Source organism: Microbacterium sp. LWH10-1.2 (assembly GCF_038397765.1).
GTDB lineage: Bacteria > Actinomycetota > Actinomycetes > Actinomycetales > Microbacteriaceae > Microbacterium > Microbacterium natoriense.
Genome location: NZ_CP151638.1, coordinates 1,364,834 through 1,379,337 on the forward strand (window position 1 = coordinate 1,364,834; position 14,504 = coordinate 1,379,337).

12 protein-coding genes are annotated in these 14,504 nt (G+C 68.9%); 8 read left to right on the forward strand and 4 right to left on the reverse strand.

Features of this window, described 5'->3' with window-relative positions; genetic code table 11:
* Positions 1 to 54: 54 nt before the first annotated feature.
* Both MRBLWH10_RS06495 and MRBLWH10_RS06500 read left to right on the forward strand, forming a co-directional pair.
* Complete coding sequence (locus tag MRBLWH10_RS06495) at positions 55 to 2,133, forward strand: DNA topoisomerase IV subunit B (RefSeq protein WP_341942065.1); 2,079 nt, start codon at positions 55 to 57, stop codon at positions 2,131 to 2,133.
* Between the two features lie 19 nt (positions 2,134 to 2,152).
* Positions 2,153 to 2,968: an alpha/beta hydrolase gene (locus tag MRBLWH10_RS06500; protein WP_341942066.1), complete on the forward strand. Its 816-nt coding sequence runs from the start codon at positions 2,153 to 2,155 to the stop codon at positions 2,966 to 2,968.
* A 111-nt stretch (positions 2,969 to 3,079) separates the two neighbouring features.
* Here the strand turns inward: MRBLWH10_RS06500 and MRBLWH10_RS06505 are convergent, their stop codons facing one another.
* Entirely contained in the window at positions 3,080 to 5,521 is a 2,442-nt protein-coding gene (locus tag MRBLWH10_RS06505; protein ID WP_341942067.1) for a DNA topoisomerase IV subunit A, read from the reverse strand.
* A 45-nt stretch (positions 5,522 to 5,566) separates the two neighbouring features.
* On the opposite strand from MRBLWH10_RS06505, the gene MRBLWH10_RS06510 reads away from it, so the two are divergent.
* Positions 5,567 to 6,688: a nucleotide pyrophosphatase/phosphodiesterase family protein gene (locus MRBLWH10_RS06510; protein WP_341942068.1), complete on the forward strand. Its 1,122-nt coding sequence runs from the start codon at positions 5,567 to 5,569 to the stop codon at positions 6,686 to 6,688.
* Between the two features lie 15 nt (positions 6,689 to 6,703).
* Here the strand turns inward: MRBLWH10_RS06510 and sepH are convergent, their stop codons facing one another.
* Positions 6,704 to 7,741 (reverse strand): septation protein SepH, encoded by a 1,038-nt coding sequence (gene sepH, locus MRBLWH10_RS06515; protein ID WP_341942069.1) that lies wholly within the window; start codon positions 7,739 to 7,741, stop codon positions 6,704 to 6,706.
* Between the two features lie 200 nt (positions 7,742 to 7,941).
* Here sepH and MRBLWH10_RS06520 point away from each other — a divergent pair, with 200 nt between their 5' ends.
* Positions 7,942 to 8,235 carry a DUF4193 domain-containing protein gene (locus MRBLWH10_RS06520; RefSeq protein WP_105673065.1) on the forward strand — a complete coding sequence of 98 codons (294 nt, stop codon included), beginning with the start codon at positions 7,942 to 7,944 and terminating at the stop codon, positions 8,233 to 8,235.
* 136 nt (positions 8,236 to 8,371) lie between these two features.
* Here the strand turns inward: MRBLWH10_RS06520 and MRBLWH10_RS06525 are convergent, their stop codons facing one another.
* Positions 8,372 to 8,845, reverse strand: a complete 474-nt coding sequence (locus MRBLWH10_RS06525; RefSeq protein ID WP_341942070.1) for a DUF3093 family protein — start codon at positions 8,843 to 8,845, stop codon at positions 8,372 to 8,374.
* Between the two features lie 12 nt (positions 8,846 to 8,857).
* Between MRBLWH10_RS06525 and dut the strand changes: the two genes are divergently transcribed.
* From dut to acnA, 4 genes are all read left to right on the forward strand, one after another.
* Positions 8,858 to 9,343 carry a dUTP diphosphatase gene (gene dut / locus MRBLWH10_RS06530; RefSeq protein ID WP_181155829.1) on the forward strand — a complete coding sequence of 162 codons (486 nt, stop codon included), beginning with the start codon at positions 8,858 to 8,860 and terminating at the stop codon, positions 9,341 to 9,343.
* Positions 9,343 to 9,930, forward strand: coding sequence for a DUF3710 domain-containing protein (locus MRBLWH10_RS06535; RefSeq protein ID WP_105673068.1), 588 nt, complete (start codon positions 9,343 to 9,345; stop codon positions 9,928 to 9,930). Before dut ends, MRBLWH10_RS06535 begins: the two co-directional genes overlap by 1 nt.
* Positions 9,927 to 10,661 (forward strand): DUF3159 domain-containing protein, encoded by a 735-nt coding sequence (locus tag MRBLWH10_RS06540; protein ID WP_341942072.1) that lies wholly within the window; start codon positions 9,927 to 9,929, stop codon positions 10,659 to 10,661. The genes MRBLWH10_RS06535 and MRBLWH10_RS06540 overlap by 4 nt, the downstream gene beginning before the upstream one ends.
* Positions 10,662 to 10,815: 154 nt before the next feature.
* The gene (gene acnA / locus MRBLWH10_RS06545; protein WP_105673070.1) at positions 10,816 to 13,650 is read left to right on the forward strand and encodes an aconitate hydratase AcnA; all 2,835 of its coding nucleotides are present in this window, start codon (positions 10,816 to 10,818) and stop codon (positions 13,648 to 13,650) included.
* On the opposite strand, the gene MRBLWH10_RS06550 is transcribed toward acnA, so the two are convergent.
* Positions 13,651 to 14,352: a hypothetical protein gene (locus tag MRBLWH10_RS06550; RefSeq protein ID WP_341942074.1), complete on the reverse strand. Its 702-nt coding sequence runs from the start codon at positions 14,350 to 14,352 to the stop codon at positions 13,651 to 13,653.
* Positions 14,353 to 14,504: the final 152 nt, after the last annotated feature.

Below are 14,504 nucleotides of genomic sequence, written 5' to 3' on the forward strand. Positions count from 1 at the left end.
GATCGGGGAGTGTCTGCGGCTCTGGAGGGGGTCGCGAGAATAGAATCAGAGATTGTGACCGCCGAGTATTCCGCCCATCATCTCCAGGTGCTTGAAGGGCTCGAGGCCGTCCGGAAGCGCCCCGGCATGTACATCGGCTCCAACGGCTCGCCCGGCCTCATGCACTGCCTCTGGGAGATCATCGACAACGCCGTCGACGAGGCCGTCGCGGGCAACGGCTCGAAGATCGACATCATCCTGCACGCCGATGGCAGCGTCGAGGTGCACGACAAGGGCCGCGGCATCCCCGTCGACGTCGAACCGCGCACGGGTCTGACCGGTGTCGAGGTGGTCTTCACCAAACTGCACGCCGGCGGCAAGTTCGGCGGCGGCTCGTACGCGGCATCCGGCGGCCTGCACGGTGTCGGCGCCTCCGTCGTGAATGCGCTCTCCGAGCGGCTCGACGTCGAGGTCGACCGCGGCGGCAAGACCTACGCGATGTCCTTCCACCGTGGTGAGCCGGGGAACTTCGCCGACACAGGGGAGAAACGCCCCGACGCGCCGTTCACGCCGTTCCAGGACAAGAGCGAGCTGCGCGTGATCGGGAAGGCCCCCCGCGGTGTCACGGGCACTCGCATCCGGTACTGGGCCGATCGGCAGATCTTCACCAAGGACGCAGCGTTCCAGCTCCCCGATCTGGAGACCCGCGCACGGCAGACCGCGTTCCTCGTCCCCGGCCTCGAACTCGTCGTCCGCGATGAGCGCGCCGAGGAGAGGAACGAGACCTCGTATCACTACGAGGGCGGCATCTCCGAGTTCGTCGAGTACCTCGCCTCCGATGCGCCGGTGACCGACACGTGGCGCATCCAGGGTGAGGGCACCTTCAAGGAGACCGTGCCGGTGCTGCAGGCCGACGGTCACATGGTCGCCACCGAGGTCGAGCGCGTGTGCGCGGTCGACATCGCGATGCGCTGGGGAACCGGCTACGACACGACGACACGCTCATTCGTGAACATCATCGCGACTCCGAAGGGCGGAACGCATCAGCAGGGCTTCGAGCAGGAGCTCCTCAAGGTGCTGCGCACCCAGGTCGAGCAGAACGCCCGCCGGCTGAAGGTCGGCAACGACAAGCTCGAGAAGGACGACGTGCTGGCCGGACTCACCGCCGTGCTCACCGTCAACGTGCCGGAGCCGCAGTTCGAGGGCCAGACGAAGGAGGTGCTCGGCACCCCCGCTGTGCGCCAGATCGTCGCCCAGGTGCTCCGGAAGGACCTCGGCGACCGCTTCAGCTCGACGAAGCGCGACGACAAGAGCCAGGCCGTGCAGCTGCTCGACAAGATCGTCGCCGAGATGAAGGCGCGTGTCTCCGCACGCGCGCACAAGGAGACGCAGCGCCGCAAGAACGCGCTGGAGTCGTCCACACTGCCGACCAAGCTCGTCGACTGCCGCACGAACGACGTGGAGCGCAGTGAGCTCTTCATCGTCGAGGGCGACTCGGCTCTCGGTACGGCGAAGAACGCGCGCAACAGCGAGTTCCAGGCGCTGCTGCCTATCCGCGGCAAGATCCTCAACGTGCAGAAGGCCTCGGTCGGAGACATGCTCTCCAACGCCGAGTGCGCCTCGATCATCCAGGTGATCGGAGCCGGATCTGGACGCAGCTTCGACATCGACGCCGCGCGCTACGGCAAGGTCATCCTGATGAGCGACGCCGACGTCGACGGTGCCCACATCCGCACGCTGCTGCTCACCCTCTTCTTCCGCTACATGCGGCCGCTGATCGAGCAGGGGCGCGTGTTCGCCGCCGTGCCGCCGCTGCACCGGGTCATCGTGATGAACCCGGGGTCCAAGCCGAACGAGACGATCTACACCTACAACGAGCAGGAGATGCACGCGCTGCTGACGAAGCTGAAGAAGTCGGGCAAGCGCTGGCACGAGCCGATCCAGCGGTACAAGGGTCTCGGCGAGATGGACGCCGAACAGCTCGCGACCACCACGATGGATCGGGGCGGACGTCTGCTCCGGCGGGTGCGCATGGAGGATGCGGAGGCCGCTGGTCGCGTCTTCGAACTACTCATGGGCAACGAGGTCGCCCCTCGTCGCGAGTTCATCATCGAGTCGTCCGACCGTCTGTCGCGCGAGGCGATCGACGCCTGAGTCGTCGCGGAGGTCGGTCATGGGTCAGTTGGACGGATTCCTCGATCGGCCGGGCTCCCGCATCGCGTTCGCGGACCACGGCGGACCAGGCCGTCCGATCGTGCTCACCCACGGCGCGGGCATGGACCACCGTATGTACGACGATCAGGTGAGAGCGCTGGCCGCCGCCGGCTACCGGCCGATCGTCTGGGATCTGCGCGGTCATGGCGAGTCGACCCTGGTCGGGCGACGGTTCACCGCGGAGGATGCCGTCGGCGACCTGAAGGCGCTGCTCGCATCGATCGGAACCGAAGGCGCCGTTCTCGTCGGGCATTCCCTGGGCGGCAACCTCTCCCAGGCAGTGATCCGCGAAGCCCCTCTGGCCGCACACGGACTGGTCGTGATCGACGCGAGCTGGAACGCCGGACCGCTGTCCGCGATCGAGCGCTTCGCTCTGCGCATCGCGGCGCCGTCGTTGGCCATGATCCCCGCGCGGGTGCTCCCCGGAGTCATGGCGAGAGCGTCGGCGACCACCCCGGCGGCCGTCGCCCGCACGGAGGAGGTCTTCGCGCGGATGCCCAAGCGCGTCTTCCTCGACGTCTGGCGCGCCACCGCCTCCCTGATCACGCCGGAGCCCGGCTATCGCACGCCGGTTCCCCTCGGTCTGATGCGGGGTGCAGAAGACAGGACGGGCAACATCTCGATCGCGATGCGGGCCTGGGCCGATGCCGAGGGCGTCGTCGAGCATGTCATCGCGGGTGCAGGGCACATCGTCACCTGGGATGCACCGGACGCCGCCTCGACGGCGCTTCTCCGCATCCTGGACGGTGCCGCCTTCAGGGGCCGAGCGTCCTGAGAAGCGGGGAGCGGCAGCCCCCGCACAAACTCTCGGCTCGCGCGGTCTCCGCGACGCGAGGGCGATCGGCGTTCACTGTCGCGCTCATCCCGGCCCCTCGGGGGCGCCGGTTCAGACGATCGTGCGACCGATGGAGCCGATCACGCCGTCGATGGGCTGGCCGGACGCGTCGCGGCGAGAGCCGCTCTCGGGGAGTTTGCGGACCGCGCCGGTCGGGTCGACGGCGAGTGCGGGGTCCGGACCCACCCACGCCACGGTGAGCCGGTCCTCGCCCTTCAGGAAGGCGTGCGCACGGACACCGCCTGTGGCACGACCCTTGGCGGGGTACTCCGCGAAGGAGGAGACCTTGGCGCGGCCGGGATCGGTGCCGGGCAGAGCGCTGTCGGCGCCCGACACGGTGGCGACGACGGCCTCGGCCTCTGGGGACACCGCGCCGAAGAACAGCACCGAGGCGCCGGCTCCGAGCTTGACGCCCGCCATGCCGCCGGCCGGTGCCCCCTGCGGACGCACCGCGGATGCTCCGAACCGCAGCAGCTGCGCATCCGTCGTGATGAACACGAGCTCGGCGTCGTCCGGAGCTTCGGCGGCTCCGACCACGGTGTCGCCGGGCTTCATCCCGATGACCTCGAGATCCGGGCGCACGGGGAGGGTCGAGGGGACGATGCGCTTGACCGTGCCCTGTGCGGTGCCGAGTGCGATCGGCGTCTCGCTGTCGAAGCGCACGAAGCCGATGACGCGCTCTCCGCGCGTCGTGACGCCCAGGTAGTCCCGCAGCGGGGTTCCCGCGGCGAGCTGCACCGACGTCGACGGCACCGACGGCAGATCGACGGGGGAGAAGCGCAGGACGCGCCCCTCGCTGGTCAGCGCACCGAGATCCGCACGCACGGTCGTCTGGACCGTGGTGAGGATCGCGTCGTGCTTGCTGCGGCGCGCCGGGGCCGTCAGCTCCTGCCCCTCGGCGAGGTCGACGCGCACGGCACGACCGGTCGTGGAGAGCACGAGCACGGTCGGGGCATCGGCGATCTGAAGATCGGGGGCGCCCTTCGCGGCCCGCGGCTTCGGAGGTGCGGCGTTCATGAGCAGCGTGCGCCGGGGGGTGCCGTAGGCGTCGGCCACGGCATCCAGCTCCCTTGCCACGGCAGCCCGCAGCAGCACCGGGCTCGCGAGGAGCTCCTGCAGCGCGGCGATCTCCGCGCGCAGGGCATCGCGCTCGGCCTCCAGCTCGATCCGGGAGAACTTCGTGAGACGACGCAGCCGCAGCTCGAGGATGTACTCGGCCTGCGCCTCGCTGAGGTCGAACACCGACCGCAAGCGGGTGCGCGCCTGCTCGGAGTCGTCGGACGAGCGGATGACCTGGATGACCTCGTCGATGTCGAGGATCGCGATGAGCAGACCTTCGACGAGGTGCAGGCGCTCCTCACGGCGGGCGAGGCGGTAGCGGCTGCGGCGCGTGATGACCTCGAGGCGGTGCGCCACGTAGACGCTGAGCATCTCCTTGAGGCCGAGCGTCCGCGGCTGTCCGTCGACCAGGGCGACGTTGTTGATGCTGAAGGAGTCCTCCAGCGGGGTCAGCCGGTAGAGCTGATCGAGCACGGCGTTCGGGTCGAAACCCGTCTTGATGCCGATCGCTACGCGAAGGCCGTGGTTGCGGTCGGTGAGGTCGGTGACGTCGCTGATGCCCTGCAGCTTCTTCGACTGCACCGCGTCGCGGATCTTCTCGATGAGGCGCTCGGGGCCGACCATGTACGGCAGCTCCGAGACGATGATGCCGGTGCGGCGCGGGCCGAGCGGCTCGACGGAGACCTTGCCGCGCACCTTGAGCGCACCGCGTCCGGTCGTGTAGGCGTCCTTGACGCCGTCGAGGCCCATGAGGATGCCGCCGGAGGGGAAGTCCGGCCCCGGCACGAACTCCATGAGCTCCTCGGTGGAGGCGTCGGGGTTCTCCAGCAGATGCGTCGCCGCGGCGACGACCTCGATGAGGTTGTGCGGCGCCATGTTCGTCGCCATGCCGACCGCGATGCCGCTGGCGCCGTTCACGAGCAGATTGGGGAAGGCCGCGGGGAGGACAGACGGCTGCTGGAACTGCCCGTCGTAGTTCGGGATGAAGTCGACGACGTCCTCGTCGAGGTTCTCCGTGAGGGCCATGGCGGGCGACGCGAGGCGGGCCTCGGTGTACCGCGCGGCCGCGGGGCCGTCGTCGAGCGAGCCGAAGTTGCCGTGCCCGTCGACGAGGGGCACGCGCAGAGCCCACTCCTGCGCCAGGCGGACGAGGGCGTCGTAGATGGCCGAGTCGCCGTGTGGGTGCAGCTTTCCCATCACCTCGCCGACGACGCGGGCGCTCTTGACGTGTCCGCGGTCGGGACGAAGACCCATCTCTGCCATCTGGTACAGGATGCGCCGCTGCACGGGCTTGAGACCGTCGCGGGCGTCGGGCAGAGCGCGCGAGTAGATGACCGAGTAGGCGTACTCGAGGAACGAGCCCTGCATCTCGCTTTCGAGGTCGATGTCCTGGATTCGTTCCGGGGCGAGCTCGGGCGGCGGGGTTTTCGGCATGGAGTTCCTGAGGGCGTAGATGGAGCCTGTGTCAGACTGGCTCGGATGTCCCTCATGCTACCGTCCGAGTCCCCGACAGCCCGGAGCGTCGTCGGGGTGGCGGACGACCTGTTCGCGTCCCTGCGCGGTGAGTCCTCGGTGCTGCCGCGGGCGGACTCCGTCGTGCTCGTCCTCATCGACGGCCTCGGGGCCATCAGCCTGCGAGCTCACGCCGGACACGCGCGGAGTCTGACGGCGGGGATGGCGAAGAAGGACGTCGCCCACTCGGTGTTCCCCTCGACGACGGCTGCCGCCCTGACGAGCATCCTCACCGGGGTGTGGCCCGGCGAGCACGGCCTCGTGGGATACCGCGTGCTCGACCGCGAGCGCGATGTGCTGGTCAATCAGCTGTCCGGGTGGGAGTCCGAGGGCATCGACCCCGCCGTGTGGCAGTCGGCGCCCACGGTGTTCGAACGCGGACGCGCCGAGGGCAGACCGGTCTTCGCCGTGGGCGTCGCCGCCTACGCGGGCAGCGGGTTCACGCGGGCCACGCTGCGCGGTGCGGACTTCGTCGCGGCGCAGTCGCCCGCGGATCGCGTCGAGGCCGCCTACGAGCTCGCGGAGCGCCATCCCGGTGCCCTCGTCTACTGCTACCTTCCCGAGGTCGACAAGGCGGGGCACAAGCACGGCATCGCCTCGCGCCAATGGGTGTCGGCGCTCGAGGACGTGGACGCCGCGCTCGCGCGCAGGATCCCTCCGGGGGTCGGTGTCATCGTGACCTCCGACCACGGCATGGTGGACGTGCCGAGCCATCGGCAGATGGTGCTGGAGGCCGAGCACCTCGACGGAGTACGGCACGTCGGGGGAGAGCCGCGGATGCTCCACGTGTACCTGCAGCCCGAGAGCGACGTCGATGCCGTCCTCTCGCGGTGGCGGTCGGACCTCGACGGCGTCGCCGACATCGGGTCGAAGGCCGAGGCCATCGCTTCGGGACTCTTCGGGCAGACGGTGACGGATGCCGCGGCGTCCCGGATCGGCGACCTGCTCGTCGTCGCGCGGGGGAGCGGTGCCGTGTACGACGGGACCGCCGCCGATCAGCGCAGCCGGGGGATGGTCGGGCAGCACGGCGGGCTCACTCCCGAGGAGCGTCAGGTGCCTCTGCTGCGATTCGGCGCGTTCGCTCGCTGAGCGGTCGCGCGCGGATCACTCGTCGGTGCGCGCTCCGAAGACGATCTCGTCCCACGACGGCATCGCGTTGCGGCGACGGCGGCGTCCGTTGTCCTGCGCGGGTTCGGGGGTGGGCTCCGGCTCGTCCTCCGGCTCGTCCTGAGACGATTCGAGAGCGTCGAACAGGGCGATGGGACTCGGCTCCGGCGAACGATCCTCGTCGTCAGCATCGATGAGGGGCGCGCTCTCACGCTGGCCGCGACGACGGCGCAGAGCCTCGAGCAGGTCGGCCGTCTCCGGGCTGGTCGTCTGGGACTCCGGTGCGCGCTTGATCGCGGCATCCTGAGCGGCGGACGGGGAGCGCTCCGGGAGGCTCGGGTCTTCGGCGTCGGCCTCCGGCGTCGGGACGAGACGGGGTCCGAAAGCGCCGGAGTCGAAGCGGCTCTCGTCCTTGTAGGGCGACGCGGGGCGCTCCGCGTCCACGGCGCGCAGCCGGGGGATGAGGCCTTCGGGCAGGGATCCCTGGCGGGAGAGCTGGGTGGCGTCGGCGTTCAGCGGTGCGAGAGCGCTGCGGCGCGGGTCGAAGCTCCAGCGCGCATCGTGCTCGACCTCGTTCGCCGTGAACTCGAGCTTGACGATCCAGCCGCTCTCGTCCTTCCAGCTCGCCCAGCGCTCGGCGGACGCCTCGAGCTCTGCGAGCTTGGCGCGGATGGCGGTGCCGAACGTCGGCTGGGCATCGGGTTCGACTTCGCTGCCGATGAGGACCGGCACGGCGAGCGCCTGCCCGATGACGTGCTCGCGCTCGGCGAGCACTGGCCCTTCGAATCGCGCGACGTCGTCGACGCCGATGCCGAGCAGCTCGGCGACCTCCGGTGCCGTGAGTCCGGCGCGGATCTGCGCCTGGATGTCGCGGGGGCTGGCGGCGAGGCGCTGCACGACGGGCTCGCTCTGTCGCGTCGCGCGGCGGATCTCCCGGTGCAGCACGTCGTCGATGGGCAACGCGAACCGCGCGCCCGATTCGGTCGCGAGTACCAGCACTCCTGCTTCAGTGCCGACGATGGTGACGTTTTCCATGCGAATGCCCCTCTGGTGGGTGTGCTTTCATGGTGTCACGCATGATCCGGCAGGGCCGGGAATACCCTGGGCGTGCCGTGAGTTTGCTCTGTCGCATGCGAGGGCATTTGCGAAATCTCTCGCGGTCATGCAAACTATGGCCGCCGATTACCCGACGGCGCATCCCGACCACTCGCACCATGAAAGTGGAGATTTACCACATGGCAACCGATTACGACGCTCCCCGCAAGAGCGAAGACGACTCCGAGTCGATCGAAGCCCTCAAGGAGCGTGTGCCGGACAAGCTCTCCGGCTCGACCGGGGACGAGGACTCGGACAACCCGTCCAGCTTCGACCTCCCGGGTGCCGATCTGTCCGACCTGGAGCTCGACGTCGTCGTGCTCCCCGCTCAGGAGGACGAGTTCACCTGCATGAGCTGCTTCCTCGTGAAGCACCGCTCGCAGCTCGACCACGAAGACGCTTCCGGTCCGATCTGCAAGGAGTGCGCTGCCTGACGCAGCGACACGCGATCGTCACGCGCTCTGAACCTCACGGTTCAGGGCGCGTCGTCGTATCCGGGCTCTGGTCGCCGCTGTGCCGGAGGGATCGGCCGGTGGCGACGGATCAGCTGGCGAGCGGACGGACGACGGATCAGTCGGTGGCGGACCGGGCGGCGCGGATCGCCGCGGCGAGGCGGTCGGGGGTCCGCGTGGAGATCGTCCAGGTGTCGACAGGGTCGTCCGGATCGATGTTGGGGACGGTCACGACGCCGTCGATGCCGCCGCGGATGAGGTGCCAGCCCCGTGCGGGGAGCCGCGGACCGCGAGCCTGTCGCGCCTCGTCGCCGGTGAAGGCCTCGGGATCGCCGAGGAAACGCGCGTCGATGTGCGCGCTGCCGGCGCGCAGCACGGTGCCCTCGACGGACAGCACTGGAGTGAAGCCGATGAACGCCGCGACGAGCGCAGCCGAGACGGCGGCGCCGGCGAGGAGAGCCACGGTCGAGCCGACCGGGACGAAGATCAGAGACACCATGGGGCCCGCCAGGGCGACGGTCACGAGCAGCCAGAGGCTCGGCGACAGCCGCTCGCGGTAGAGCGGACGTGTCTGTGGGGCGCGGTTCTGCATTAGCCTCGTGGGGTGACTGAATCGGTGGACATCCCCATTATCGCCCCTGTGCTGAACGACGCCGCCGTCGTTCCCGGTTACGCGCACCCCGGAGACGCCGGAGCCGACCTCGTCGCTGCGGAGGCCGTGCACCTCGGACCGGGCGAGCGCGCGCTCGTCGCGACCGGCGTCCGCATCGCTCTGCCCGAGGGGTACGCCGCGTTCGTGGTGCCGCGCAGCGGCCTCGCAGCCAAGCACGGGATCTCGATCGTGAACTCCCCTGGGACGGTGGATGCCGGCTACCGCGGGGAGATCAAGGTGAGCCTGATCAACACCGACATCCGCAGCGCGTACGATGTGGCCGTCGGCGATCGCATCGCCCAGCTGATCATCATGCCGGTGACCCGAGCGACCTTCATCCCCGTCGAGGAGCTGCCAGACAGCGTCCGCGGCGAGGGGGGATTCGGATCCACCGGATACCAGGCAGCATCCCACCAGAACGAAGCAGGACAAGGCTGATGACTGACAACAACGCCACCCCGTCGAAGTCGGCGCCCGACAACCGGGCCACCGAGGGCCCCCTGGACGACTCCGAGGCGAATCCCGTCCGCCCGTACATCGACCTCGGCGGCATCAAGATCCTCCCGCGGGAGGGCCTCAACCTGCGCCTCGAGGTCGAGGAGCAGACCAAGCGCATCGTCGCCGTCGGGCTCGACTACGCGGACTCCTCCCTGCAGGTGCAGCCCTTCGCCGCACCGCGCTCCGGGGGCCTGTGGGACGAGACCCGCGTGCAGCTGCGCGACCAGGTCAAGGCCCAGGGCGGCCGGGTCGAGGAGCGCGACGGCCCCCTCGGCAAGGAACTGCTCGCCGAGGTGCCCGCACCCGCCAACGAGGGCTCCGAACTGCGCCTCGCGCGCTTCATCGGCATCGACGGCCCCCGCTGGTTCCTGCGCGGCGTGATCGGCGGTGCCGCGGCATCCGACCTGGAGGCCGCCGCCAAGGTCGAGGACCTGTTCCGCTCGATCGTGGTCGTCCGCGGAGGTGCTCCCATGCCGCCGCGCGACCTGATCCCGCTGAAGATGCCGGCGACGCCGGGCTCCGCGTGAGCGCAGCAGAGCCCGACGACCAGCGCGAGCCCTCCGCATCCGAGATCCTCGGGGCGGCGCTCGGCGGCGCTGCGCGGCGTGCAGGGCTCGATCCCGCCGACAGCGCGAGCACGCAGAAGGTCGTCTGGTCCGCCATGGGCGGCTGGCGCGGCATCCTGGAGTCGGTGCTGCCGAGCCTCGCGTTCGTGATCCTGTTCACCATCCGCCCCGAGCCGCTCGTCCTCGCGCTGGGGGTGTCCGTCGGTCTCGCCGCCGTGTTCACGATCATCCGGCTGCTGCAGAAGTCGCCGCCGTCGGCCGCGATCGGCGGTCTCGTCGCCGCTGCGGCCGCCGCCGGTCTCGCGCTCTGGACGGGGCGAGGGCAGGACAACTTCGTCCCCGGTCTCATCACGAACGCCGCCTACGGGACGGTGCTGCTGATCTCGGCGCTGATCGGATGGTCGCTCATCGGCCTGGCGGTCGGGTTCCTCATGGGCGACGGCACCGCGTGGCGCCGGGATCGCCGGAAGAAGCGCGCGTTCCTGTGGCTCGGGATCGCCTGGTCCGCGCTGTTCTTCGCGCGGCTGGCCGTGCAGTTCCCGCTCTACCTCGCGGGGGAGGTCACCGCGCTCGGCACTCTGAAGCTGATCATGGGGCTTCCGCTGTTCGCTCCCATGATCGCCGTCACGTGGCTCGTGGTCCGAGCGCTCTACCCCCGCGAGTCGGTTGCCGAGTCCTCTTCCGAGGCATGATAGATTTATCTTGACATCAAGATAAATTGCAGGCTTTCGCCCGAGGCCCGCGGGGAGCAGACTGGGTTAGGTCCACCTTGCTAGCCGGACGGCGTCGGAGGCGAGCAAGATGGAGGCGCCTGTCGCTCCCATCCGAATAGAAGGAGACGGATTCGTGTCCACGGTGAACAGCTTCGGTGCCAAGAGCACCCTGACGGTCGGCAGCACCGACTACGAGATCTTCCGCATCGACACGGTGCCCGGTTTCGACAAGCTCCCCTTCAGCCTCAAGGTGCTCCTTGAGAACCTGCTTCGCACCGAGGACGGCGCGAACGTGACGAAGGCGCAGATCGAGGCGCTCGGGTCGTGGGATGCCGCGGCGGAGCCGAACACCGAGATCCAGTTCACGCCGGCGCGCGTGGTCATGCAGGACTTCACGGGTGTTCCCTGCATCGTCGACCTCGCCACGATGCGCGAGGCCGTGACGGCGCTGGGCGGCGACGCGAACAAGATCAACCCGCTCTCGCCGGCCGAGATGGTCATCGACCACTCCGTGATCGCCGACCTCTTCGGCTCGGAGAACGCTCTCGAGCGCAACGTCGAGATCGAGTACGAGCGCAACGGCGAGCGCTACCAGTTCCTGCGCTGGGGCCAGACCGCGTTCCAGGACTTCAAGGTCGTTCCTCCTGGCACCGGCATCGTGCACCAGGTGAACATCGAGCACCTCGCCAAGGTCATCTACGACCGGAACGTGAACGGCGTCCTGCGCGCCTACCCCGACACCTGCGTCGGCACCGACTCGCACACCACGATGGTCAACGGCCTCGGCGTGCTCGGCTGGGGCGTCGGCGGCATCGAGGCAGAGGCGGCCATGCTCGGCCAGCCCGTGTCGATGCTCATCCCGCGCGTCGTCGGCTTCAAGCTCTCCGGTGAGATCCCGGCCGGCGTCACCGCGACCGACGTCGTGCTGACCATCACCGACCTGCTGCGCAAGCACGGCGTGGTCGGCAAGTTCGTCGAGTTCTACGGCGAGGGCGTCGCATCCGTCCCGCTCGCGAACCGCGCCACCATCGGCAACATGTCTCCGGAGTTCGGCTCCACGGCGGCGATCTTCCCGATCGACGACGTCACCCTCGACTACCTGCGCCTCACCGGCCGCAGCGAAGAGGCCGTCGCGCTCGTCGAGGCGTACGCCAAGGAGCAGAAGCTCTGGCACGACGCGTCGCACGAGCCCGTGTTCAGCGAGTACCTCGAGCTCGACCTCGGCACCGTCGTGCCGTCGATCGCCGGCCCGAAGCGCCCGCAGGACCGCATCCTCCTCTCGGAGGCGAAGTCGCAGTTCGAGCACGACATCCTCAGCTACGCGACCCCGTCGACCTCCGACGACCTCGTCGACCTCGAGGGCAAGCACTCGTTCCCGGCATCCGACCCCGGTCAGGTCCCCGGAGAGGAAGCCCCGACGACCCGTCCGGTGCACATCAACAGCGGTGCACCCGCCAACGCGTCGAAGCCGGTTCCGGTGACCACGCCGTCGGGGGAGAAGTACATCCTCGACAACGGCGCGGTGACCCTCGCGGCCATCACCTCGTGCACCAACACGTCGAACCCGTCGGTCATGATCGCCGCCGGTCTCGTGGCCCGCAAGGCGCTCGAGAAGGGGCTCAAGCAGAAGCCGTGGGTCAAGACGACGCTCGGCCCCGGCTCCAAGGTCGTCACCGACTACTACGAGAAGTCGGGTCTCGACAAGGACCTCGAGGGTCTCGGCTTCTACACCGTCGGCTACGGCTGCACGATCTGCATCGGCAACTCGGGTCCGCTGATCGAGGAGGTCTCCGAGGCGATCAACTCGCACGACCTCGCCGTGACCGCGGTGCTCTCCGGAAACCGCAACTTCGAGGGTCGTATCAGCCCCGACGTCAAGATGAACTACCTGGCGAGCCCGCCGCTGGTCATCGCCTACGCCCTCGCCGGTTCGATGCACTTCGACTTCGACAACGACGCCCTCGGCAAGGGTTCCGACGGCAACGACGTGTTCCTCAAGGACATCTGGCCGACGCCAGAAGAGGTGCAGGAGATCGTCGACTCGTCGATCTCTCGGGACCAGTTCATCAAGCAGTACGCGACGGTGTTCGACGGCGACGAGCGCTGGCGCAGCCTCCCCACTCCGGATGACGCGATCTTCCAGTGGGACGAGGACTCGACGTACGTCCGCAAGGCTCCGTACTTCGACGGCATGACGATGGAGCTCACCCCGGTGCGCGACATCCAGGGCGCCCGCGTCATGGCGACGCTCGGCGACTCGGTCACCACCGACCACATCTCGCCGGCCGGAAACATCAAGCCGGGCACGCCCGCCGCGAAGTACCTCGAGGCGCACGGCGTCGACCGCAAGGACTTCAACTCCTTCGGTTCGCGCCGAGGCAACCACGAGGTCATGATCCGCGGCACGTTCGCGAACATCCGCCTGAAGAACCTCCTGGTCTCCGCCGTCAACGACGGTCAGGTCATCGAGGGCGGCTTCACGCGCGACTTCACCCAGCCTGACGGCCCGCAGTCGTACATCTACGACGCGAGCATGAACTACCAGGAGCAGGGCACACCGCTCGTCATCTTCGGCGGCAAGGAGTACGGCTCCGGCTCGTCGCGCGACTGGGCGGCCAAGGGCACCAGCCTCCTGGGCGTGAAGGCGGTCATCACCGAGAGCTTCGAGCGCATCCACCGCTCCAACCTCATCGGCATGGGCGTCGTCCCGCTGCAGTTCCCCGCGGGGGAGAGCTGGGAGTCGCTGGGCCTCGACGGCACCGAGATCGTCTCGATCACGGGTCTCGAAGAGCTCAACAACGGCGTGACCCCGAAGACCGTCCGCGTGACCGCCACCCCGAGCGAGCACTCGCCCGAGGGCAAGCAGGTCGTGGAGTTCGACGCGGTCGTCCGCATCGACACCCCCGGTGAGGCGGACTACTACCGCAACGGCGGCATCCTGCAGTACGTGCTGCGCTCGCTGGTCTGATCAACTGAGCGCGGAAGCGGGCGGAGCGTCTACAGACGTTCCGCCCGCTTCTGCATTCCCCAGCGCACGCAGCCACACGGCGCCGAGGATCACAGGGGGGATGAAAGCGGCGACGAGGTCGAGCATACGCACGGACGGAATCAGCAGGAGCGGAGAGGTCAGAGCGAGCAGAGGCAGGCTGGGGAAGCGCCATGTCGCGAGCCCGCACATTCTCAACAAGCTCAGCAGCACCGCTATCGCCAGTGCGACCAGCGCCGGACCCACCCAGCGGAGAACGTCGTGCAGCGTTCCGGTCCCTGAGGCGACCACCAGCTCCGGCGTGATCCTCCCTGCGCAGTCGAGCGCCGTCGAGACGACAGCGGCCAGCGAGAGTGCGATCACGATCGGACCGAGTGCGTGTCCACGACGAAACGGTCGCAGACGCGACGCGATGATGGCGACAGCGACGGCAATCGCGATCTGAGCCGCAGCGAGGACGATCTGCGCGACCGCGAACCCGGCCATCATGCCTTCGAAGATCCCGGTCATCTCGTCCCAACCCGACTGCGGGCTCGCCGGCTTCGGGGTGAAGGCGCTGACGATGCCGAGCGCGAAAACCGAGAGGACGAAGGATGCGACGATCGAGAGCGGAGACAGAGCGAGCATCCGGCCGAGCACGAGATCGGAACGGCGCCACACGTACTGCGGTGCGGCTGCGGGCATGGAGACTCCTTCGGATCTGTGACGATGCTAGGGCAGACATCCGCCGCGACGGGCGGGGCGAACGCCTTCTCACCGAGGATTCCCGGCCTTGCGCGATAGGATCGTAGCGGCCTTCGAACCGGAACTCGGATGCCGCGTACAGAGCCTGTGAG

Excerpts from the sequence above, each read along its gene's own strand:
- MRBLWH10_RS06505 (WP_341942067.1), bottom strand. The coding sequence starts at position 5,521 with ATGCCGAAAACCCCGCCGCCCGAGCTCGCCCCGGAACGAATCCAGGAC.
- MRBLWH10_RS06500 (WP_341942066.1), top strand. The coding sequence starts at position 2,153 with ATGGGTCAGTTGGACGGATTCCTCGATCGGCCGGGCTCCCGCATCGCG.
- MRBLWH10_RS06550 (WP_341942074.1), bottom strand. The coding sequence starts at position 14,352 with ATGCCCGCAGCCGCACCGCAGTACGTGTGGCGCCGTTCCGATCTCGTG.
- sepH (WP_341942069.1), bottom strand. The coding sequence starts at position 7,741 with ATGGAAAACGTCACCATCGTCGGCACTGAAGCAGGAGTGCTGGTACTC.
- MRBLWH10_RS06535 (WP_105673068.1), top strand. The coding sequence starts at position 9,343 with ATGACTGACAACAACGCCACCCCGTCGAAGTCGGCGCCCGACAACCGG.
- MRBLWH10_RS06510 (WP_341942068.1), top strand. The coding sequence starts at position 5,567 with ATGTCCCTCATGCTACCGTCCGAGTCCCCGACAGCCCGGAGCGTCGTC.
- MRBLWH10_RS06520 (WP_105673065.1), top strand. The coding sequence starts at position 7,942 with ATGGCAACCGATTACGACGCTCCCCGCAAGAGCGAAGACGACTCCGAG.
- MRBLWH10_RS06525 (WP_341942070.1), bottom strand. The coding sequence starts at position 8,845 with ATGCAGAACCGCGCCCCACAGACACGTCCGCTCTACCGCGAGCGGCTG.